Here is a 21,563-nt window from a genome sequence, read left to right on the forward strand (position 1 = left end):
AGAACTTTTAAAATCAGATAGTTATGAATCCACTTTTGTACACAGACGGCTATAAAGTAGACCACAGACGCCAGTATCCGACCGGAACAGGGTTGGTTTATTCAAACTGGACCCCGCGCAAAAGCAGAATTGAGGGCGTAGACAAAGTCGTATTTTTTGGACTTCAGTATTTTATCAAAAAATACATTATCAGCGATTTCGACAAGCGGTTTTTCTCTCAGCCAAAAGAAGAGGTTTGTCGTAAATACGCTCGCAGGATCAATAATTATCTCGGAGAAAATTCCGTTGGTGTCAGCCACATCGAGGCCTTGCACGATCTGGGTTACATCCCGATGGTGATCAAAGCCTTGCCGGAAGGAGTCTCCACACCGATTCGGGTACCGCAGTTTACGATGTACAATACTTTGCCGCAGTTTTTTTGGCTGACCAATTATTTTGAGACCTTGCTTTCGACCACAGTCTGGATGCCGAGCAACTCGGCCACTTTGGCGAAGCGTTACCGTGATATTCTGGACCAGTACGCCGAGGAAACTTCTACCATTCCGGATTTTGTGGATTGGCAAGGCCATGATTTTTCAATGCGCGGTATGGCTGGTCTCGAAGCCGCTTCTATCAGTGGTGCCGGGCACTTGCTCAGCTTTTCGGGAACGGACACTATTCCGGCCATCGATTTTTTGGAGAAATATTATAACGCCGATTCCGATACCGAGATTGTGGGCGGAACCGTAGCAGCAACCGAGCACTCTGTAATGTGTATGGGCACAGACGCCGGCGAGCGAGAGACTTTCCGCCGTCTGATTTCGGAGGTTTACCCTAAAGGCGTGGTGTCTATTGTTTCCGACACTTGGGATTTGTGGAAAGTGCTGGACGAATACCTGCCGGAAATGAAAGAGGAAATCTTGGGGCGTGACGGAAAAGTGGTGATTCGTCCCGACAGTGGCGATCCTGTGGATATTCTCTGCGGAAATCCGGCGGGGAAAAACGAGACGGAAGTAAAAGGCGTGATTGAGTCGCTTTGGGATACCTTCGGAGGAACAGTGAACGAGAAAGGTTTTAAGGAGCTGGACCCGCATATCGGAGCCATTTACGGCGATAGCATTACTTTGGAACGAGCCGAAGATATCTGCCAAAGGCTGAAAGTAAAAGGTTTCGCTTCAACGAATGTGGTTTTGGGAATCGGGTCATTCACATATCAATACAACACCCGCGACACTTTCGGTTTTGCGATGAAAGCCACTTATGGCGAAGTAGCCGGTGCGGGCCGTGAGATTTTCAAAGATCCTGTTACCGACGACGGCACAAAGAAATCTGCCAAAGGCTTGCTGAAAGTAGTGAAAGAAGGAGACGAATACGTGTTGGTTGACCAAGTGGATTGGGAAGAAGAAGGTAAAGGCGAGTTGAAGGAAGTGTTCCGGGACGGGAAAATCTTGGTGGATCACAGTTTGTCAGAAATCAGGGAGCGATTACGTAACGGATAAGTTGCGGACCCTGCAAAAGAAAAAATCCGCCGACCTAAGGGCCGGCGGAAAGTGTTGCGTCTGTAATCAAAATACCAATCTATTCGACTTAACCCTCTGCCCACGACCCAAAAATCTGTTTGGTCTTCGAAAAAGCCCTGCAAAAGGTTAAATACCCTGCGTTTCACAACGCTGGTAAAAAGCCTCATAACAAGTTAAAACAATTCAATTTTAAAAATTCCCCTTCGGGACATTTCTATAAAAACATAATACAATTCAAAAGATGTAAAAAAGTCATAATAAAAGTGCTTTAAAAAATGACTTAAAAATCCTTGAACTCTTTTTGTTTTCCGTTTCTTACAATACAAATATGTTATAAAGCCTTGATTCAAAACATGACTGATGTCATAAAATTGAAAATCTTCAAATAGAGATGAGTAAATAATGCGAGCTTTTCGATTTTTCACAAAATTAAACTGCATGTAAGCAGCTTTTCGCATTTATGGCCCGTAGTACACTGTTAACGTGTAATTGGGTGTTTGAAACCCTTCAAAAAAACACTGTAAGAAAGTCCATTTCGAAATCGTTTTCGGAACAAGAGTTACCTCATCTTTTTTTATTTTCTTTTTAAAATACAATTTTATTTATGTATCCGGTACTTTCTCTTCCATCGTTCACGTTTCGTTCTTTGGTCTTTACCTGCTAATTTTGGGAAAACGATCATGGTACGGACTATTTTGGTCCGAAAACCCCTAAAAATTAGCGCGATGGCTAACAAGGTGCAATACGACTATAATCCGGAACACTTGCACGTGTCCGAGCCCAACAGGTATACGGAGGAAGGTTTGAAGTCTGAAGAGATGGTAATCAACCTTGGTCCGCAACACCCGTCTACGCACGGCGTGCTCCGGCTGGAGGTAATTACCGACGGGGAAATCGTCAGGGACGTGTATCCGCACTTGGGTTATCTGCACCGTTGTTTTGAGAAGCACGCCGAAGCTTTGGCCTACAACCAGATTGTGCCGTACGTGGACCGTATGGATTACATGTCTTCGATGAACTCCGAGCATATCTACTGTATGGGCGTGGAGAAGATGCTGGGCATCGAGGATAAGATTCCGCAACGCGTGGAATATATCCGTGTGTTGGTGGCGGAGCTTAACCGCTTGGCTTCGCACTTTGTGGCCTTGGGTACGTACGCTATTGATATCGGGGCGACTACTCCGTTTTTGTGGATGATGCGCGACCGCGAGCATATCCTGAGACTGCTGGAGTGGATTTGCGGTGCCCGGATGCTTTACAATTACATCTGGGTAGGCGGCCTGTATTATGATTTGCCGGTAGGCTTTGAAGAAAGGTGCCGTGAGTTTGTTGACTACCTCAAACCTAAACTTCAGGAAAACGACGAGATTCTGCTCGAAAACAAAATCTTTGTGGAGCGTACGGCCAACGTAGGCGTTTTGCCGTTGACCACTGCCATAAATTACGGAATAACGGGCCCGATGCTGAGGGCTTCCGGGCTTAAGTACGATTTACGGAAAGTGGACGGCTATAGCGTTTATCCCGAGCTTGATTTTGACGTTCCTGTCGGAAAAGGCGAGATGGGAACGCTAGGTGACTGCTGGGACCGTTCGCATGTACGTTATAAAGAATGCTGGGAATCGCTCAGGATTATCGAACAATGCCTAGACCGCTTGCAGGGCGATTTGAAAAGAACCCGTGATTTTGACCCACGAAGTGCCGTCCCGAAGAAAATTAGACCGAAGAAACAGGATCTTTATTTTAGGGGAGAAAGCCCTAAAGGCGAACTGGGCTTCTATTTCCGGGCCGACGGACGAAGTGACAAGCCATTTCGTTGCAAGGTAAGGTCTTGCTGTTTTACGAACCTGTCCGTATTGCCGGAAATATCAAGAGGTTCTATGATAGCCGATTTGATCGCTATTATGGGATCTATCGATGTGGTTCTGGGGGAAGTGGACAGGTAGGATTTTCGCCGGAATCATTATCTTTACGGAATAAAATGTTTGAAAAGGTCGTTTACACGGCCTTTTTCTGTTGAAAACAAACACTATTACGGTAGTTGGATCGTATTGAAATTAAATTTTAGGGGATCGATGTGGAGTAGGAATAAAGATGTTATTGTTATTGGCGGAGCTGTCTTCGCCATGTTTTTTGGGGCGGGAAACCTAATATTTCCGCCTCTGTTGGGTGCGGCGCTGGGTCCGGATTGGCTGACGGGAACCGTGGGTTTTGTCTTGACAACGGCTGTACTTTCGCTCTTGGCCATGATGGCGGTAGCGAAAGCCGGAGACGGTTTTGCGGATTTGGCCCGACATCTTGACAAGAAATTTTCGGCGATATTCGGTGTCGTGTTGGTTTTGGCCATCGGGCCTTTGTTGGCTATTCCCAGAACGGGAGCCACTACATACGAAATGGGAATCCTTCCTGTATTTCCGGAAGTGTCGGCCAATGTGGTCAGTATGATTTACTTCGCAGGCGTATTGCTGTTTTCGATTTCCAAAAACGGCGTTATGGACAAAGTCGGAAAGTTTCTGACGCCGACATTGGTAGTGGGACTGCTCTTTATCATTTGTAAAGCCGTATTCTCGTCGGGTGATGTGGCGCCTTTGGAAGATCCGGCAACAAGCCCTTTCTCCAAGTCTTTTGTGGAAGGTTACCAAACGCTTGACGTGATAGGCGCCGTATTGTTCACAATCGTAACACTTGGTGCTTTGCGGGAGAAAAACTATCAAGGAACCTCGATCCCTCCTATGGTTTTCAAAACGGGTCTTTTGGCCGCCACGTTTTTGGCGTTTGTTTACGGCGGACTGATGTATATGGGGGCTTTAGGAGCCGAATACCTGTCGGGTGATATGGCCAGAACGACTTTCTTCGTGACATTGGTGGAGAAGTTCGTAGGTGTTTCCGGGAAATATATCTTGGCTTTGACTGTTACGATGGCCTGTTTTTCGACCGCCGTGGGGCTTACTTCGGTTACGGCCGTATATTTCGAGCGCTTGACCAAAGGGAAAATGAGCTACAAGTTTAACGTGATCGTTTGTTCCGTTATCAGTTACGCCTTGGCGAATTTGGGAGTTGAGAGCATTGTGGCGCTTTCCGGGCCAGCCTTATCCTTGCTTTATCCGGCGTTGATGGTATTGATTGGCTTGATGTTGTTTTCGCACCTGTTGCCTAATAAGGAAATGGCCTTTAAGGCTGGAGTATACAGTGCCGTGGGCATTAGCGTTTGCGAGGCGATATCGACGAAGGCCGTGCCTGCGTTGTCGCCCATCTTTGCGGGGTTGCCTTTCGCCGAACACGGATTTGGGTGGCTGGTTCCTACTCTCGTGATCTTGGTCTTGGCGATAGCTTATTCGGCCGTAAGGCCAAGGAAAGCGGTAGTTTGATCATTGGGAAACTGCGAAAATGAAAAAGGCTTCGGTAATTCCGAAGCCTTTTTCATTATGCCATAACTTATATTATCCCGTCCCATTCTTTGTAAAAACGGTCGAGATATTCCAGCATAAAGTCGTGTCGCTCTTCCGCTATTTTTCGGCCGGTTTCGGTGCCCATGGTATTTTTTAGCAAAAGAAGCTTTTCGTAGAAATGGTTGATTGTCGGCCCGTCCGATTTTTTGTACGATTCAAAATCGGCGTGTAAAGTGGGTTTTACTTCCGGGTCGTACATTTGGCGATCTTTGTGGCCTCCGTAAGCGAAAGTCCTTGCGATTCCGATAGCTCCGATAGCGTCGAGTCGGTCGGCGTCCTGGACTGATTTTCCTTCGATGGTTTTCATTTCGGTGGAAACGTGAGCGCCTTTGAAAGACACTCCGTCGACGATTTCGCAAACTTTTTCAATCAGCGGGGAGTCGTCAATTCCGGCTTCCTCCATATATTTTCTGGCGAGTTTGCCTCCCATAGTTTCGTCTCCGCCGTGAAATTTGTGGTCGCCCACGTCATGCAGAAGAGCCGCCAGCCTTACCGTAGTCGGGTCGGCCTTTTCGGCTTCGCCAATTCTGACGGCGAGTTGATAAACACGGTGGATATGCCACCAGTCGTGGCCGGAGCCTTCCCCGTAAAACTCGTTGTGTACCCGCTCTTTCAGCTGTTCAAGGCTTTGTTCGAATCTTCGCTCTTCCATTATTTAACAGGTTGGCTTGGCCTTTTGGCTTTGTTGATAATGAGGAATATAATCTGTTGAGTGACCAAAACGAAAGGCACCGAGGCCAATAGCCAGACCAGCGAGCCCGCCAGATACGAAACGCCAAGTGTCTGGATACCTCGCCAGGGAGATTCCTGAAACCAAGCCATAATTTGCGACAGCTCCAAGTCAGGGAATTCTATTCCGAATATATTGGACCCGAATCTGAGAAAAGGCAGGAAAAGAAGTATCTGAAGGGGGTAAACCAGCCAGTTGGCCAAGTTAATGGCTACGGGGTTCAGTTTAAGCGCAAAGGCGATGCCCGTACAAAGTAAAGTGGTAAGGCCAATCAACGGCGAAAAACCGACAGCCATACCAATGGATAGCGACCAAGCCAACATGCGGGGCGAAACGCCTTGGCGCAAGAGCCCCGCAAGTGGATCGATGATTTTTTTCTTGAAGAAACTTCGGATACGCATCAGTAACTTTCCGACTCGTTGGGGAAGCTTGATGACCTTACGTCCTCAATATAAGAGCTGACAGCGTTGGTGATCTGCTCGTGCAAGTTGGCGTATTTACGGAGAAAACGCGGGTGGAACTCGTTGTTGATGCCGAGCATGTCGTGCATCACGAGAACTTGTCCGTCTACGTCCGGTCCTGCGCCGATTCCGATTACCGGAATGGAAACGCTTTCGGCTACCTGCTTGGCGAGTTCCGCGGGAATCTTCTCAAGCACAATTCCGAAACAGCCTACTTCCTCAAGCATCTTTGCGTCGCGGAGGAGCTTTTCAGCCTCGCTTTTTTCTTTCGCCCTAACCGTGTAAGTTCCGAATTTATAAATCGATTGGGGCGTGAGGCCCAAGTGTCCCATTACCGGAATGCCGGCAGTGAGGATACGCTCAACCGATTCCTTGATCTCCTGTCCCCCTTCCACTTTTACGGCATGCGCTCCGGCTTCTTTCATCAGGCGAATAGCCGATTTCAGAGCCTCTTTGGAATCGCCCTGATAGAATCCGAATGGGATGTCGGCAACCAAAAGTGACCTGTTGATACCGCGCGATACAGAGGATGCGTGGTAGATAATGTTGTCCAGAGTGATGGGAAGGGTGGTCTCGTGTCCGGCCATAACGTTTGAGGCCGAGTCCCCTACCAGCAGGATGTCGATTCCGGCGGCATCCAGTATGCGGGCCATCGAATAATCGTAAGCCGTCAGCATGGCGATTTTCTCGCCGTTTTCTTTCATCTTCCGAAGGCGATGGGTGGTAACCTTCTTCCGTGTCTCTTGCTTGTGTATAGACATACCTTGTGAGAGTTATCGTAATCAGCCGTTCAAATTTTAGCGTAAGTACGCTTCTCGTTTTTCCGGCCCGAATTCCACTTCGATGTGATCGTTGAGCGTAGTAGCCAGCTCATATCCGGAGTAAGTGGCGGCTACTGGAAAGGAAAGGTGGCTTCTGTTGACAAGCACCGCCGTTTCGATCTTCTTGAGATTTACGTCAAGGAAAGGCTTAAGGCCCTGTAAGAGAGTGCGACCGCTGTTCAGCACGTCGTCAACCAGAATGACTGACTTGTCCCGCAACTCTTTGGCGTCAATACCTAATTGCACGTCGGCATTCGCCGGTCCGTGTTTGTCCAGCGTCACTTTGCACAATTCGGCTTTGTACGGGGCGATTGTCCGGAAAATCTCCACCAGACGTTCGGCGAAAGCGTAACCGGTACCGTTGATGCCGGCAAAAATAATTCCTTGTTCCTCGAAATTCCGTTCGTAAATCTCGTAAGCTATCCGCTTGATGCGACGGTCGACCTGGGTGGTGTCCAGGATCATGATCTTATCCGTTGTCATGCGATTTTTCTTAGGTTGATTGCCTTGGCCAAAGTTATGCATATTCCGAAAACTTAGCCCTTTCGGCGTCGATTACTTTTGTCGGGGGCATAGTTCCCGTGGACACAAAACAATAAAGGAGCCACGGCGTGACTCCTTTATTGTTTTGTTAAGCTATTTCCCTGTTACGGCACAGGCATAACCTTGCTGTCTTTGTATGTGGAAAGCACTACCATCGACGAGAGGTTGTCCACCACATCGATGTCGCTTACGTCTTCGAGCATCAGTTGTTGGTAAGTGCCGATGTCTTTTGCGATCACTTTGAGGAGAAAATCCCCCGATCCCGTGATGTGATGGCACTCGATCACATTGTCGATCTTGTTGATCTTGTCAAGGAATGTCTTGATGTTGTCCTTGTTGTGACCTTTTAGGGTCACTAACACGAAGGTGGACACCCCCAAGCCGACTTTGTCGCTGTCAAGCAGAGCGTGGTAGCTTTTGATGAGTCCTGTCTGCTCAAGCTTTTTCACCCGTTCCAAAGTAGGAGCCGGCGAAAGCCCGATTTCCTTCGACAGTTGGGCGTTAGTTATCTTTGCACTCCTCTGCAAGATATCCAAGATCTTACGATCTATTTTATCTAGCCTATTAGTAGCCATTTTTTACAACGAATTTGAAAACGGTCATTAATCATCCAACTTCACTACGCCCGGGGTATCCAGGCTACAAAATTTTTAACTTGTATTTGCGCTAGGCAGTTAAAAAAAATTCTGTCCCGCACAAAGTAAGCAAATTTGGATCAATAGGTAAATAAAAAAGCAACAATCGTACTACGAATGTTGCCTTTCTTATATCCTAAAAGGTTTTTTTCGATTTTTCCTTAGAACAGGTCAAAACTCAAGCCTACTTGCGATGTGGTAGCGTCCGTTTCGCTAGGACCTTTGCCACTCTCAAACATTGAAGAGAGGTTCTGGTAGTAGTAAAGGTTGATCCACCCGAATCCCACTCGGCCGTAAACGCCATAGCGGAACTTTTCGAGGTTGAAATCCTCTTTGTATTTTACGGTTTTTGTTTCCCCGTCTTTTTTATACTTGATCTTCGTCTTAGAGTCGATCAAATAACCCACTTTTCCACCTAAAGCCATCTTGAAGCCTTTTCTTGAGTTTGGCCCCAAGGACGAATAGCGGAATTCCAGCGGAATATCGAGGTAAGTCATCTGGAGGTTTGTCTTATTAATTGACGCGCCTTCAAACGGTTTAACGGGTACTGGAGATTTGTCTACCGGAGTGTACGTCTCCGTGATACTCTGGATGGTTACGATCTCGGTCTGTCCGTTATTGTTTTTCAACGTAACGTCTTCGCTGAAGCTGTAGTTCTCAACCCCAATCCCGATTCCCGGGTTGAAAGAGAACTTGGATTTCCCTATAGGAATCCCATACGTATAGTAGACGTTGAACGCTCTGGAGCTAAACCACTTCGTTCCCATGTTGCTGGGTGTGGAGTTGATCCAGTTCCAACCGAATTCTACAAACAGGTCACCGGGCAGATCTGGCATCCCCCTCTTCTTCTCAGTGTTTTCTCCCTGAGCGAAACCAAAATTTACGCCCATGACCAATATTGCCACGGCTGATAATAAAATCCTTCTCATATACTTTGCGGAAAAAGAAAAGTCAGGCACTTCGGACAAAGATAATTATTTTATTGAGACGCACATACTAAAATTCAAAGGTACCTGCGTTCAAGACGAGTCTACATGGCCTGAATGGCCTTCGACTTCATAGATAACGTTTGCCCTAATACTTTATTGTCCAAAAAATCAACAACAACGTTCATAGACCTCCACTTTTCCCGTTTCGGGGTAAAAGACGATTTTGATGCGAAGATCCAACTCTATAAGATAATAGAAGCTCACGCTGTCCTTTCGCTTGGCGGTTTCCTGCCATATTCCGTCAACGCTGACGTCCTCGACAAAAGTCTGTCCTGAGGGAATGGCGGGCGACCGGAACCTGTCTTTGTCAAAAAAATGCTTCAGGCGGTTTATTATGGCCTCTTCCCTTTCCTGTATCGACGGGTTCGGCAGGTTCAGCTCCGTTTGGCCCAGTAGCTGGAATGCCCGGAAAGAGTCTCGGTAAAGGGAATTTCCCGTCGTTCCGAAAATTTCGAAAACGACCGTGCTTTCCAGAAAGTTCGGTCCCATGACTCGAATCACAAAATGGTCCTTAGACCCTTTTCGGACAAAATCCACGGTTTTGTAATCCATAAAAAGCAATTCGCCCTTGGCCGGGGGCAACATGTTATGGACAGAATCCGGCAAATCGTAGATATAGGGATCCTTTTTTTCCTTTTCCGTACAGCCGGACAACCCTGCGAGAATAACCAACGAGAGGAAAGCGCAAAGCAGAAGAGTGTTGTGATGGAAAGTTCCCATAGTTTTCGAAAGATTGCCTTTATTGAGAATCCCTTTCGGGAAAAAAAGTTCGCCAAACAGGGCAAGAGCGCCGTTTGAACTTCTTCATAAAACGTTAATCAGATAACTTTACGTCGCCTGAGAGGGTATTTATATGTAAAGAACACCACTTAAACCTTACATCATGAGACAGAGAATAGCCTTGTTGCTGTTGGTTGGCGCTTTGTTCGCGTCATCGGCTTTTGCTCAAAAGAAAAAGATTTACGATCCTTCATTGAACGGAAAAAAGCAACTGCTTGAGGCGGTAACCAAAGCGCAAGCGACGGGAAAAAACGTCTTTGTGCAAGTTGGCGGAAACTGGTGCAGTTGGTGTATCAAGTTTGAGAAGTTCGTAAACTTCAATAACGATCTCGGCGAAATTCTGGAAAAGAACTACATCACGGTTCACCTGAATTACAGCAAGTCGAACAAAAACTGGGACGCTTTGGAGCAGTTGGGTTTTCCGCAACGTTTCGGGTTTCCGGTATTTGTGATTTTGGATAAAAACGGAAACAGAATCCATACGCAGGATTCAGGTTATCTGGAAAAAGACGGAGGCTACGACCACGACAAGGTAAAACGCTTTTTGGAGAATTGGACTCCGAAAGCTCTCAGCGCCGAGAGTTATAAGGATAAGAAATAAGTTTAAGAAAGCCGTGGTCGCAAACCTCCACGGCTTTTTTTCATGTCCTCGCTATTTTATTTTTTGGCATTCAGTTTTCTGAAAAAGGCGTATGCTTTCCTGCCAGTCTTTTTAAATCTGGGAGAATCTCCCGTTTCATTTTTTGTCACCCATCACCGTTTATACTTTTCCTGAGAATGATTATTGCGCCAATAAAAGTGAAAATTAAACGGAACGCGTATGGACAGGGAGAACATGCTTTGCGGGCTCCGGAAACGGGGAGCCAAACCATGGGACATGATAATAATCGGCGGTGGTGCTACGGGCTTGGGCATCGCCGTGGATTCTGCGTCGCGGGGGTATGACACACTATTGCTCGAACGCACCGATTTTGCGAAAGGCACATCCAGCCGTAGCACAAAGCTGGTGCACGGTGGCGTGCGTTACTTGGCCCAAGGCGACGTGGGAATGGTAAAAGAAGCCTTGGCCGAACGCGCTTTGATGATGAAAAACGCCCCGCATTTAGTCCGAAATATGTCTTTTGTGGTGCCCGCTTATAGTTTCTGGGATGGCTTGCGTTATACCGCCGGGCTTAAACTTTATGATCTGATGGCGGGGAAAGCGAGTTTCGGAGCATCCGTACATCTGGGCAAGGAAGCGATACTTAAGCGTATTCCGACTTTAAACAGAAAGGGTCTGAAAGGAGGAATTCGCTATCAAGACGGTCAGTTTGACGATAGCCGGATGGCGGTTAATCTTGCCCAAACGGCGCACGAACACGGCGGTGTTCCGCTGAATTACATGGAAGTAAAAGGATTGCGTAAAAACGAAAACGGGAAGATAGAAGGCGTCTTTGCGCAGGATTTGGAGACGGGCGAAGAATTTGAGTTACCGGCAAAGGCGGTGGTAAATGCCACGGGCGTATTTACGGACGAGATTCATCAATTGGACAAGCCGGGAGTGGAGCCCACGGTAATGCCGAGCCAAGGCGTTCATATCGTTTTGGATTCGTCTTTCTTGGGAAACTCGCAACAAGCGCTGATGATACCGGAAACCTCGGACGGGCGGATACTTTTCGCTGTGCCTTGGCATGGCGTATTGGTAGTGGGAACCACCGATACGGCCGTGAGGCATGCGGACATTGAACCAAAAGCGCTGGACGAAGAGGTGGATTTTATTCTGGACACCGCAGGGTTTTATTTGGATAAAAAGCCAAAACGAGAAGACGTTTTGAGTGTGTTCGCTGGACTGAGGCCTTTGGTGAAATCTGGCGATAAAGAAAACCCCACTAAAAATCTGTCACGCGGACATAAAGTGAGTGTTTCAGCTTCGGGTTTGGTAAGTGTGTCGGGCGGAAAGTGGACCACTTATCGCAAGATGGCCGAGGACGCTGTGAATGTCGCCTCCCGATCGGCGGGTTTGAATTCGGAAAAGTGTCGAACCAAGGACTTGAAAATTCACGGTTATTCCACTGAATCGTCATTTTTTGATCATCTCGGAACTTACGGAGCCGATAATCAAAGTGTGCTGGATTTGGCGAAAACGGAACCTGGCTTGGGCGATCCGCTGATAGCCGGGAAACCGTACCTGAAAGCGCAGGTGGTTTGGGCTGTGCGGAATGAGATGGCCCGCACGGTCGAGGATGTTTTGGCTCGGCGGCTAAGGTTCCTTTTTTTGGATGCGAAATCGGCGGTGGAAGCGGCGCCAGCCACGGCTAAACTTATGGCTGATGAAATGGGGAAAGACAGGGCTTGGGAGCTCGCCCAATGCGAAGATTTCGCCGTTTTGGCTTCCTCGTATAAGTTTGACTGCCCTTCCAAGGAGCGTTAAGGCTGTCTTTAATTCATAAATAAATAATATAAAAATTAATTTATTGGAATAATTCAATTAAAGATCCTCCCAAAAGATTGTTTTACGCTTTAGGTTACGGAACTCTTTTTTACTTTTCAGCCCTGAAACCTTTCGTCATATGTTCTGCCTGAGACCAAAATAACGTAGCTTTGCAAGCCAATCCAACATGTAAATTTTGAACGAATCATGTCTCAGGCATTTTACCAAAACTACAGGTTAGGTGTAGTGGGCGGAGGCCAGTTAGGGCGGATGTTGATACAGTCGGCGATTGACTATAATATCGATATTTCCGTACTCGACCCCGATCCGAACGCACCTTGCCGTAGCTTAGCCTCGGAGTTCACACAAGGAAAACTCACTGATTTCGAAACCCTCTATGAATTCGGGAAGCGATGCGACCTGGTTACCATCGAAATCGAGAACGTGAACACCGATGCCCTGAAAAAGCTCCGCGACGAGGGAGTGAAAGTGTTTCCCCAGCCGGAAATCATCGAACTCATTCAGGACAAACGGATCCAAAAGCAATTCTACGCCGACAACGACATCCCTACGGCGGATTTTATCTTGACGGAAGACGCCACCGAAGTACGGGAAAACGCGTCGTTTCTGCCAGCTGTAAATAAGCTTGGCAAAGAAGGCTATGATGGCCGTGGAGTGCAGATTATCCGTGAGGAAAAAGATCTGGAAAAGGCGTTTGACGCTCCTGGATTACTGGAAAAATTGGTGGATTTTGACACTGAAATCTCAGTAATCGTAGCCAGAAACGAGAAGGGCGAAACAAAAGCTTTTCCGGCGGTAGAACTCAGTTACCACCCGGAACATAATCTGGTGGAGTTTCTGTTCGCCCCTGCGAAAATCTCTGCGGAAGTGGAGAGAAAAGCCGAAGAATTGGCTCTCAGAGTGATCGACACTTTGGGAATGGTCGGGCTGTTGGCTGTAGAAATGTTCGTAACCAAAGACGGTGACGTATTGGTAAACGAAGTGGCGCCGAGACCGCATAATAGCGGACACCAAACCATCGAGGCGAATGTCACTTCGCAATACGAGCAACACCTGAGCGCCATCGTGGGAGCGCCTTTGGGAGATACCAAAGCGATTACCCCTTCGGTAATGGTCAATCTATTGGGCGAAGACGGACATCAAGGCCTTGCCAAGTGCGAAGGCTTGGATAGCGTTATGGCTATGGACGGCGTAAAAACCCACCTTTACGGCAAAAAGATCACTAAGCCTTTCCGGAAAATGGGCCACGTTACGCTGATCGGTTCCGATACGGAAGCGCTGAAAAGCGACGCCCGCCGGGTTAAGGAGACCTTGAAGATTGTTTCGGAATAATTTCCGCAACCCTTTTGACGGAGGCGACTTGTCGCTTCCGTTGTCGTTTTGAACAACCTGAACAAAATCCTTTATGAGTACACCTTTGGTAGGAATAATCATGGGTAGCCAGTCCGATATGGGCGTAATGGCTCCCGCCGCCGAAATGTTGGAACAGCTCGGCGTTCCGTTTGAAGTAACAGTGGTTTCGGCTCACCGCACACCCGTCAGAATGGTGGAATACGCCCAAAGCGCGGCCAAGCGTGGCCTGAAGGCGATTATAGCCGGTGCTGGTGGCGCGGCGCACTTGCCGGGAATGGTGGCTTCCCTGACCACTTTGCCCGTAATCGGCGTGCCGGTGAAGTCCAGAAACTCCATCGACGGCTGGGATTCCGTATTGTCAATCCTTCAGATGCCGGGTGGAATTCCCGTAGCCACCATGGCCCTTGATGGCGCTCAGAACGCCGGGCTTATGGCCGCGCGTATTGTGGGGGCGTTTAGCCCTGAGGTTAGCGAAAAGCTTGAGGCTTATCAGGAAAGTTTGGAAACCAAAGTGATGGATTCCGTAAAGAATATCGAAGAGAACGGATACAAAAGCGTTCTGTAAAATAGGTCTATTTTGCCCGGAGGCTGTTCCCCGTAATTTCATATTCAGGGAATCGTTTCCGGGCGAAATTGGTCTTATGGTTTGCGTTCCGGTCAAAATTCGGACACAGGCTTATGAATATTTTTTGTATCTTAACGTTTTATTAATACGCCAAAAAGGCCTCTCCGCTTGGCTTAGTTTCGTATACGAGATACCGGAGGCGGCAAAACAACGGGAAAGCTTGAAAACTTTCTCGGTAGCCGGCAAAAATAACGTCGGCAAGCCTTTGGGACAATCAGTAAACCGGTTCCCGGCCGGAAGTTCAAGGATACGATATTATCGCACATAAACTATGGTCAAAAGGTGGGTACAGAAGGAATTGCCGGACGAAGAAGACGTCCAGAGGCTATCCCAAGAGATCAACGTCAACGAAGTGCTTGCTACCGTGCTCTTGCAACGGGGCGTAAAGGATTTTGACCAAGCCAAACAATATTTCAGGCCGTCGCTCGACGATCTGCACGACCCGTTCCTGATGAAGGATATGGACGTGGCCGTAGACCGGATTCTCAAAGCGTTCAAACAGCGCGAGAAGATTTTGATCTACGGAGACTACGACGTGGATGGAACCACGTCCGTGGCTACGCTCTACCGTTTTATCAAGAGCATGTATCCCAATTGCGATTTTTACATTCCGGACCGCTACAAGGAAGGTTACGGAATCTCGGAAAAAGGGATAGAATGGGCCAAGGAAAGTAACATTAAGCTTATCATCAGCCTCGACTGCGGTATCAAAGCCGTAAACCTTGTCGGCAAGGCGAAAAGCTACGGAATAGATTTTATTATCTGCGACCATCACCTGCCGGGCGATGAATTGCCTCCGGCGGTGGCCGTTCTGGACCCGAAGCGCAAAGACTGCGAGTATCCGTTCAAGGAACTTTCGGGCTGCGGCGTGGGGTTCAAGCTGGCGCAGGCCTTGGCCAAAGTGTCAAGCGAGGCGGACGAGAAACTGCTCTGGCAGTCGCTGGATTTTGTGGCGGTGAGTATCGCCGCCGATATCGTCCCTATCACGGGCGAAAACAGGATTTTGGCCCACTTCGGGCTTGAGGTGTTGAACAAGCACCCGTCCGCTGGCCTGAAAGCCCTGATTGATCTGGGCTCCTACAAAGGCAAGCTGGCGATAATGAATATCGTGTTCGGGATCGGCCCGCGGATCAACGCCGCCGGCCGGATGGAGCACGCGCATTCCGCCGTAAGGCTGTTGTTGGCCGAAGACGAGGCGGAGACTTACCGCTTGGCCAAGCTGATAAACGAAAGCAATACCCGCCGAAAGGATTTCGATTCGCAGATTACGAACGAAGCCATCAATATGATCGAGGCCAACGACCGTACGCTCAGTTCCAAATCAACGGTGCTGTTCAAGAGCGATTGGCACAAAGGCGTAATCGGTATTGTGGCTTCGCGTTGTATCGACAAATACTATCGCCCTACGGTTATCCTTACCGAATCGAACAGAAAGGCAACAGGATCGGCGAGGTCGGTGAATGGTTTTGACATTTACGAAGCCCTTTGCGAATGCGAGGATCTGCTCGACCAGTTTGGCGGGCATATGTACGCTGCGGGCCTTACTTTGGAAATTGACAAAGTGGAGGAATTCCGCACCAGGTTCGAGAAGACGGTAAGCGAGAAAATCACAGAGGAGCAACTGATTCCGCGTATTGACGTGGATTATCAGATTGACTTGGATGTGATCGATACGAAATTCTATAATATTCTGAGGCAAATGGCTCCGTTTGGCCCGCAGAATATGCAACCGATTTTTGTGACCGAAAACCTCCGTGTGCATGACCGTCCGCGATTGCTCAAGGGCGAACACCTCAAGTTTAAGGTTGTTCAGGGAGAAGGCGGAAAGATTATGGAAGCCATCGGTTTCGGTTTTGGCCAATATTACGATTTGGTAAACAGCGGCATGCGATTCAAAATGGCTTATACCATTGAGGAAAACACCTATATGGGCAACAAGAGCCTTCAGCTTTATGTGAAGGACATTAAGTTCGACTAATATCATCGGCAATATTGTAGGGAAGGAATGATGGAGACGATAGTCCATTACGGGCTTCATTTTATCGCGCCGGCGGGAATTGCGTGGCTGATTGACAAAAAGCGTTGGAAAAAGCTTTACGTCGTACTTTTGCTGACTATGCTCGTGGACGCCGACCATCTGTTGGCCGATCCGATATTCAAGGCCAACCGGTGCAGTGTCGGTTTTCATCCGTTGCATAGCTACCCGGCCATTTTGGCGTATATCGTAGGCTTGGTTGTCTTTTGGCGCAAGGTGATTGTCCGCACCGTGTTTATCGGCTTGTTGTTCCACATGTTTACCGATTTTGTGGACTGTATCTGGATGTGGGAAGCCTGCGGAAGCTGTTTCGACGAATACAAACTTGCCCATCCCGGCTTTGCCAAAGTGATTGACTTTCTGAAAAAGGTAATCGGCCTTAAGTCTTAAGTATGAGGCCATTTCCGGCGGTGTCTACCTAAGACCAAATGCCTAATACTAAATACCCAACGGACGATGTCCCGCCATTTGGCGAGGCGTCGTCCGTTTTGTTTAGGTTTGTTTTTTTACGAAAAGCCAAACTTATTCCCCTTGGAATATTGAAAAGGCCATGGCATTTTTTATTTTTCAATTTCAAATCCCGGCCAACAGGATCTTTTCCTGACGCTTGGGACTTTATCGGGAGATTTCGTCGTTATAAATTAAAGGCTCTTCCTGATTTTTAGAAATTTACCCGCCCTCGCACATCCGCGGTGGCGGAGAGCCGTCCGACGTATTTTGACGGTTTGCGGAACAATTTGCCGTGAGCCGAGTAACCGAAAGGAAAACCGAAATCCATGATTCTAAAGGCTGATAACTTAGTAAAGAAATATAAGGAGAGAACCGTAGTGGACAATGTGTCCGTGGAGGTGAATCAAGGGGAGATTGTTGGTTTGCTGGGCCCGAACGGAGCCGGAAAAACCACGTCTTTCTATATGATTGTGGGGCTGATTAAGCCGAACGGAGGAACGATTACGCTGGAAAACGAAGACATCACCGCTTTGCCGATGTACAAGCGGGCGCAAATGGGTGTCGGATACCTTCCTCAGGAAGCTTCGGTATTCCGCGACCTTTCCGTGGAGGAAAACCTGCTTGCCGTATTGGAGATGACCGGAAAAACCAAAGCCGAACAAAAAGAAAAGGCCGAGGCGCTTCTGGAAGAGTTCAGTTTAACGCACGTGAGGAAAAACCTCGGAAAGGTACTTTCCGGTGGCGAGCGTCGCCGTACCGAGATCGCCAGGGCGCTGGCCGTGGACCCGAGCTTCGTTTTGCTCGACGAACCTTTCGCCGGTGTGGACCCGATCGCCGTGGAGGAAATCCAGGGTATTGTGGCCAAGCTCAAAAACAAGAATATCGGAATCCTGATCACCGATCACAACGTAAACGAGACGCTTTCCATTACTGACCGGGCTTATATGATGTACTCCGGCAAGCTTTTCAGGTCCGGCACGGCCGAGGAGCTGGCCAATGATCCGCTGGTGCGCGAGCGTTATCTTGGGCAACATTTTGAACTGAAGCGGAAATCTTTCGACTGATCAACTTTTTAACCGTTACCGTATGCCGATCCTCAACTCGATAATCACCTGGGTACTGAAACAACGTATCAGCCAAATCGAGGAGTTTTGTGAAAAACCCTTCGAAACGCAACAAGAGACATTTGAGTATTTGGTGAAAACGGCCAAAGACACCGAGTTCGGCAAGGCTAACGGTTTTGAATCGATCAAAAGCGTCAGGGAGTTCCGGGAGCGTATTCCCGTCATGAGTTATGAGGGAATATCGCCTTATATAGAACGGCAGATGAAAGGCGAGCGGAATATCCTCTGGCCTTCTGAGGTTCGTTGGTTTTCCAAATCGTCGGGCACTACGAATGCCCGGAGCAAGTTTATTCCGGTATCGGAAGAGGCTTTGGAAGAATGCCACTACAAAGGCGGGAAAGATATGCTGTCCGTGTATTTGAACCAATATCCGGACAGCAAGATGTTCACCGGAAAAGGCTTGGGTATAGGCGGTAGCTACCAGCCCAATCCGTTTGATCCTTCGGGTGGCACCAATTGCGGCGATGTATCGGCTCTTATTATCCAGAACCTGCCGTTTTGGGCGCAGTTGAGCCGTACGCCGGATATCGATATCGCCCTGATGGACGAGTGGGAAGCCAAGATAGAGAAAATGGCCAAGGCTACGGTCGAGGAGAACGTGACTAGCATAGCGGGCGTCCCGACTTGGACTTTGGTGCTTTTGCAACGGATTCTGGAAATGACTGGCAAGAACGACATTTCCGAAGTCTGGCCGAATCTGGAAGTTTTTGTGCATGGCGCCGTGGCGTTCGGGCCGTACCGTAGCGTATTTCGCGAATTGATCTCACGTCCGGATATGCGGTACCTGGAAACCTATAACGCTTCCGAGGGATTTTTCGGGATCCAAGACCGTTCCGACCACGACGACATGTTGCTGATGTTGGATTACGGTATTTTCTATGAGTTTATTCCTCTGGAAAATCTGGAAGACGAATATCCTCAGGCTGTAGGCTTGGAAGACGTGGAACTTGGGAAAAACTACGCGATGGTGATCAGCACCAACGCCGGCCTGTGGCGCTACCTGATCGGCGATACGGTCAAGTTTACGACCAAAAGCCCGTATCGGATCAAGATATCGGGACGGACAAAACACTTTATAAACGCCTTTGGCGAGGAAGTAATCGTGGAAAACGCCGAACGGGCGATAACCGAGGCCTGTACCCAAACCGGCGCTTCGATCGCCAATTTTACCGCCGGCCCCAGATATTTGGGTAAAGGTGAAAAGGGCGGGCATGAGTGGATCGTGGAATTCAAGCGCCTCCCCTCTTCTGTCGAGGTTTTTACCAGAGCCTTGGACGGCGAACTTCGCAGGTTGAATTCGGATTACGACGCCAAGCGTTACGCCGATATCGCATTGGAAATGCCGGTGGTCCATGCCGTGGAGGAGAATACTTTTTATAATTGGATGAAAAGCCGGGGCAAACTTGGTGGCCAGCACAAAGTGCCGCGTTTGTCGAACAACCGGGTCTATCTGGATGATATTTTGGGAATGATCGGGCGGTCTACGGGCTAACCGAAAAAATGCTCGTGCTTCCACGCGTAGCGGCGAATAGCCAGTCTTGTATTTTTTCTGACAAAACGAATTCGGATTGCGTTAATAAGCAAAGACAAGACAATTTTGCTTATGGAAACTTCAGTACCAAGCGGAGACGAACGCACCTGGGCCATGTTCAGTCACTTGAGTAGCCTCAGCGTATTCGCAATTCCTTTCGGCAATATCATCATCCCGATGGTGATTTGGCTTAGCAAGAAAAAAGAGTCCGCTTTTGTGGACGAGCACGGCAAAGCCAGTCTTAATTTTCAACTATCCGTAATCATTTATATGATGATCATCGGGGTGTTTGCGTTAGTCTTGTTCGGCTTGGGTTTGGTTAATCTGGGGCTTTCGGGAACGGAGGATATGTACTGGAGGACTTTCCCTTGGGAATTCCACTTTGAGGGTGACGGGTTTATTCCGTTTTTTTTGGCGCCCGGCTTCGGGCTGATTTTCCTCTTGGGCTTGTTCTGGCTGGCTTTGGTCGGGATTTATATATTTCTTGTCGTGAAAGCCTCGCTTGACGCCAGTTCTGGCAGGCAACCAAAGTATTTCTTAGCGCTTCCGCTCATCAAATAATAGTTCATAAAAAAACCGCTTCCATTGTGGAGCGGTTCTTTTATATTTTTCGAAAACGGACCTTTATTACAGGTGCGCGTCGATTTTTTCTGCCAAAACAGACTTAGCTACGGCGCCAACTTGCTTGTCAACGATTTCGCCACCTTTGAAAACCAACAAAGTAGGAATGCTGCGGATGCCGAACTTAGCTGAGATGCTTGGGTTGTCGTCAACGTTCACTTTTGCGATAACGGCTTTTCCGTCATAGTCGCTGGCCAACTCGTCGAGAATCGGTGAGATCATCTTACAAGGTCCGCACCATTCTGCCCAGAAGTCTACCAATACCGGAGTTTCCGATCCGATGATTTCCTCAAAATTCTCTTCCGTGATTTTTACAGTAGCACTCATGTTATTACTAAAGTTTATCTGATTGAATTCTCTTGCTCTATTCCGATACGTAAATATAAACGATTAGTTCCGAAGGAAACCCTAACAAAGGTCAAATACGGGGACTTTCGGGATAGAATTTATTTATGTTATTATCGACTTAATCCCTATGGATCAGTCGTGTACGTGGCAAAGTCCTTTCGGATTCTTGGTCATGTTTTTACACCTGTTTCCCGTTTTTTTAGTTTTGGCTTTGCACCGTACGCTTCCCGCGCGCTTTGCGGGCGTTGTTTTTTTCGACGAAGAAAAGGTTGTGCTAGTGGTCCAGCCTGACATTGTCGACTGGGCTTCCATACGGTTTTCGACGGCGTCGGGCAAGGCCGGAAAAAAGTCGATGCCGGTCAAAGCTTCCAATTTGTCTATCGATACAACGTAGCTACTGCGGGGTTTGGCACACTTGCCGTTCGGCATCAGGAAGGCTACGCACTTTGGCGTGTTGGTGAGGTCGTAGACTATTTTGTAATACTTTGAAGGGACCGTGACGCCGTTTTTACCGATTTTTTTGTTTTGGCCGGAAAGTATGGGGCCGGTAACCACATAGATTTTCCCTTCTTTCTTGGCCCATTTCCTGACTTGCTCTTCCAGATTTTTCCATGCGCCACGGTTTAGTTCGGGCGCTTGCGGGCTCATATTGCTCATGTAAAATGACTCAGTCATCGCCTGTTTGCTGAAGCATCCGTCGGCGGCGGGAAAAAGATGTCCGCGGTCGTAGCCTTTACCTTTGTAGTCGGCTAAAGACGCCGAGCCGGTTTTCACGGCGGGGTCGGGCCGGAAGTCGTCCGTACGGCTGACCCTTTTGGTCAGTTCCGTGCTGGTGAGTTCATAGGCTACCCATTCGGGTTGTTCGTGCTTTTCGGAGTAAGACAGGATATAATTGGCGTGTTTTACGATTTGTCCGGTTGTGGACTTGGGCAAGTAGCGGTTATCTTGGGCCGTAGCGGGCTTGGCCATCAGGCAAAGCAAGAGGCATGCGGCGATTTTTGGGAGGAAATTCATATTCGCTGAAGAAAAATTTGGGATGGTTTATCCAAAAGAAATTTATTGATGATTGTATGTAAATTAGTGAATGAAAATTATCAAGTGAAGCTTTCCTCTATGTTTGCGGAATTATTTTCAGCTCCGA

The 21,563-nt window shown here is 48.2% G+C and carries 21 protein-coding genes; 12 read left to right on the plus strand and 9 right to left on the minus strand.

The genetic code is table 11. The features are described from left to right. Nucleotides 1-23 precede the first annotated feature (23 nt). The 3 genes from AABK39_RS00370 to brnQ all read left to right on the plus strand — a co-directional run bounded on the left by AABK39_RS00370 (nt 24) and on the right by brnQ (nt 4,864). The gene (locus AABK39_RS00370) at nt 24-1,478 is read left to right on the plus strand and encodes a nicotinate phosphoribosyltransferase (protein ID WP_338392957.1); all 1,455 of its coding nucleotides are present in this window, start codon (nt 24-26) and stop codon (nt 1,476-1,478) included. A gap of 746 nt (nt 1,479-2,224) precedes the next feature. Further along, complete coding sequence (locus AABK39_RS00375) at nt 2,225-3,442, plus strand: NADH-quinone oxidoreductase subunit D (RefSeq protein ID WP_338392958.1); 1,218 nt, start codon at nt 2,225-2,227, stop codon at nt 3,440-3,442. A 129-nt stretch (nt 3,443-3,571) separates the two neighbouring features. Further along, nucleotides 3,572-4,864, plus strand: a complete 1,293-nt coding sequence (brnQ, locus tag AABK39_RS00380; protein ID WP_338392959.1) for a branched-chain amino acid transport system II carrier protein — start codon at nt 3,572-3,574, stop codon at nt 4,862-4,864. Nucleotides 4,865-4,931: 67 nt separating this feature from the next. Here the strand turns inward: brnQ and AABK39_RS00385 are convergent, their stop codons facing one another. From AABK39_RS00385 to AABK39_RS00415, 7 genes are all read right to left on the minus strand, one after another. Then, nucleotides 4,932-5,597, minus strand: coding sequence for an HD domain-containing protein (locus AABK39_RS00385; protein ID WP_338392960.1), 666 nt, complete (start codon nt 5,595-5,597; stop codon nt 4,932-4,934). After that, nucleotides 5,597-6,076 carry a DUF2062 domain-containing protein gene (locus tag AABK39_RS00390; protein WP_338392961.1) on the minus strand — a complete coding sequence of 160 codons (480 nt, stop codon included), beginning with the start codon at nt 6,074-6,076 and terminating at the stop codon, nt 5,597-5,599. The genes AABK39_RS00385 and AABK39_RS00390 overlap by 1 nt, the downstream gene beginning before the upstream one ends. Beyond that, nucleotides 6,076-6,897, minus strand: coding sequence for a 3-methyl-2-oxobutanoate hydroxymethyltransferase (gene panB / locus AABK39_RS00395; RefSeq protein WP_338392962.1), 822 nt, complete (start codon nt 6,895-6,897; stop codon nt 6,076-6,078). The genes AABK39_RS00390 and panB overlap by 1 nt, the downstream gene beginning before the upstream one ends. A 36-nt stretch (nt 6,898-6,933) precedes the next feature. After that, nucleotides 6,934-7,440, minus strand: a complete 507-nt coding sequence (locus AABK39_RS00400; RefSeq protein WP_338392963.1) for a phosphoribosyltransferase family protein — start codon at nt 7,438-7,440, stop codon at nt 6,934-6,936. A 164-nt stretch (nt 7,441-7,604) separates the two neighbouring features. After that, nucleotides 7,605-8,075 carry an Lrp/AsnC family transcriptional regulator gene (locus AABK39_RS00405; RefSeq protein ID WP_338392964.1) on the minus strand — a complete coding sequence of 157 codons (471 nt, stop codon included), beginning with the start codon at nt 8,073-8,075 and terminating at the stop codon, nt 7,605-7,607. Between the two features lie 221 nt (nt 8,076-8,296). Next, nucleotides 8,297-9,064, minus strand: coding sequence for an outer membrane beta-barrel protein (locus AABK39_RS00410; protein WP_338392965.1), 768 nt, complete (start codon nt 9,062-9,064; stop codon nt 8,297-8,299). A gap of 168 nt (nt 9,065-9,232) precedes the next feature. Further along, nucleotides 9,233-9,844 carry a hypothetical protein gene (locus AABK39_RS00415; protein WP_338392966.1) on the minus strand — a complete coding sequence of 204 codons (612 nt, stop codon included), beginning with the start codon at nt 9,842-9,844 and terminating at the stop codon, nt 9,233-9,235. A 163-nt stretch (nt 9,845-10,007) separates the two neighbouring features. Here AABK39_RS00415 and AABK39_RS00420 point away from each other — a divergent pair, with 163 nt between their 5' ends. The 9 genes from AABK39_RS00420 to AABK39_RS00460 all read left to right on the plus strand — a co-directional run bounded on the left by AABK39_RS00420 (nt 10,008) and on the right by AABK39_RS00460 (nt 20,014). Beyond that, a complete protein-coding gene (locus AABK39_RS00420; protein WP_338392967.1) occupies nt 10,008-10,505 on the plus strand; it encodes a thioredoxin family protein in 498 nt (165 codons plus the stop codon). 219 nt (nt 10,506-10,724) lie between these two features. Further along, the gene (locus tag AABK39_RS00425; protein WP_338392968.1) at nt 10,725-12,314 is read left to right on the plus strand and encodes a glycerol-3-phosphate dehydrogenase/oxidase; all 1,590 of its coding nucleotides are present in this window, start codon (nt 10,725-10,727) and stop codon (nt 12,312-12,314) included. Nucleotides 12,315-12,521: 207 nt separating this feature from the next. Then, nucleotides 12,522-13,667, plus strand: a complete 1,146-nt coding sequence (locus AABK39_RS00430) for a 5-(carboxyamino)imidazole ribonucleotide synthase (protein WP_338392969.1) — start codon at nt 12,522-12,524, stop codon at nt 13,665-13,667. A 73-nt stretch (nt 13,668-13,740) separates the two neighbouring features. Beyond that, a complete protein-coding gene (purE, locus tag AABK39_RS00435) occupies nt 13,741-14,253 on the plus strand; it encodes a 5-(carboxyamino)imidazole ribonucleotide mutase (protein ID WP_338392970.1) in 513 nt (170 codons plus the stop codon). Between the two features lie 331 nt (nt 14,254-14,584). After that, entirely contained in the window at nt 14,585-16,291 is a 1,707-nt protein-coding gene (gene recJ, locus AABK39_RS00440) for a single-stranded-DNA-specific exonuclease RecJ (protein ID WP_338392971.1), read from the plus strand. A gap of 27 nt (nt 16,292-16,318) precedes the next feature. Continuing rightward, on the plus strand, nt 16,319-16,738 hold the full coding sequence (locus AABK39_RS00445; protein ID WP_338392972.1) for a DUF6122 family protein: 420 nt from the start codon (nt 16,319-16,321) through the stop codon (nt 16,736-16,738). A 386-nt stretch (nt 16,739-17,124) separates the two neighbouring features. Next, nucleotides 17,125-17,862 (plus strand): LPS export ABC transporter ATP-binding protein, encoded by a 738-nt coding sequence (lptB, locus tag AABK39_RS00450; RefSeq protein ID WP_338392973.1) that lies wholly within the window; start codon nt 17,125-17,127, stop codon nt 17,860-17,862. A 22-nt stretch (nt 17,863-17,884) separates the two neighbouring features. Then, nucleotides 17,885-19,414: a GH3 auxin-responsive promoter family protein gene (locus AABK39_RS00455; RefSeq protein ID WP_338392974.1), complete on the plus strand. Its 1,530-nt coding sequence runs from the start codon at nt 17,885-17,887 to the stop codon at nt 19,412-19,414. Nucleotides 19,415-19,525: 111 nt separating this feature from the next. Continuing rightward, on the plus strand, nt 19,526-20,014 hold the full coding sequence (locus AABK39_RS00460; RefSeq protein ID WP_338392975.1) for a DUF4870 domain-containing protein: 489 nt from the start codon (nt 19,526-19,528) through the stop codon (nt 20,012-20,014). Nucleotides 20,015-20,080: 66 nt separating this feature from the next. On the opposite strand, the gene trxA is transcribed toward AABK39_RS00460, so the two are convergent. Together trxA and AABK39_RS00470 are read right to left on the minus strand one after the other, a co-directional pair. Further along, nucleotides 20,081-20,401: a thioredoxin gene (trxA, locus tag AABK39_RS00465; RefSeq protein WP_338392976.1), complete on the minus strand. Its 321-nt coding sequence runs from the start codon at nt 20,399-20,401 to the stop codon at nt 20,081-20,083. A 153-nt stretch (nt 20,402-20,554) separates the two neighbouring features. Beyond that, the gene (locus AABK39_RS00470; RefSeq protein ID WP_338392977.1) at nt 20,555-21,436 is read right to left on the minus strand and encodes a DNA/RNA non-specific endonuclease; all 882 of its coding nucleotides are present in this window, start codon (nt 21,434-21,436) and stop codon (nt 20,555-20,557) included. Nucleotides 21,437-21,563: the final 127 nt, after the last annotated feature.

The organism is Fulvitalea axinellae (assembly GCF_036492835.1).
Taxonomy (GTDB): Bacteria; Bacteroidota; Bacteroidia; order Cytophagales; family Cyclobacteriaceae; genus Fulvitalea; species Fulvitalea axinellae.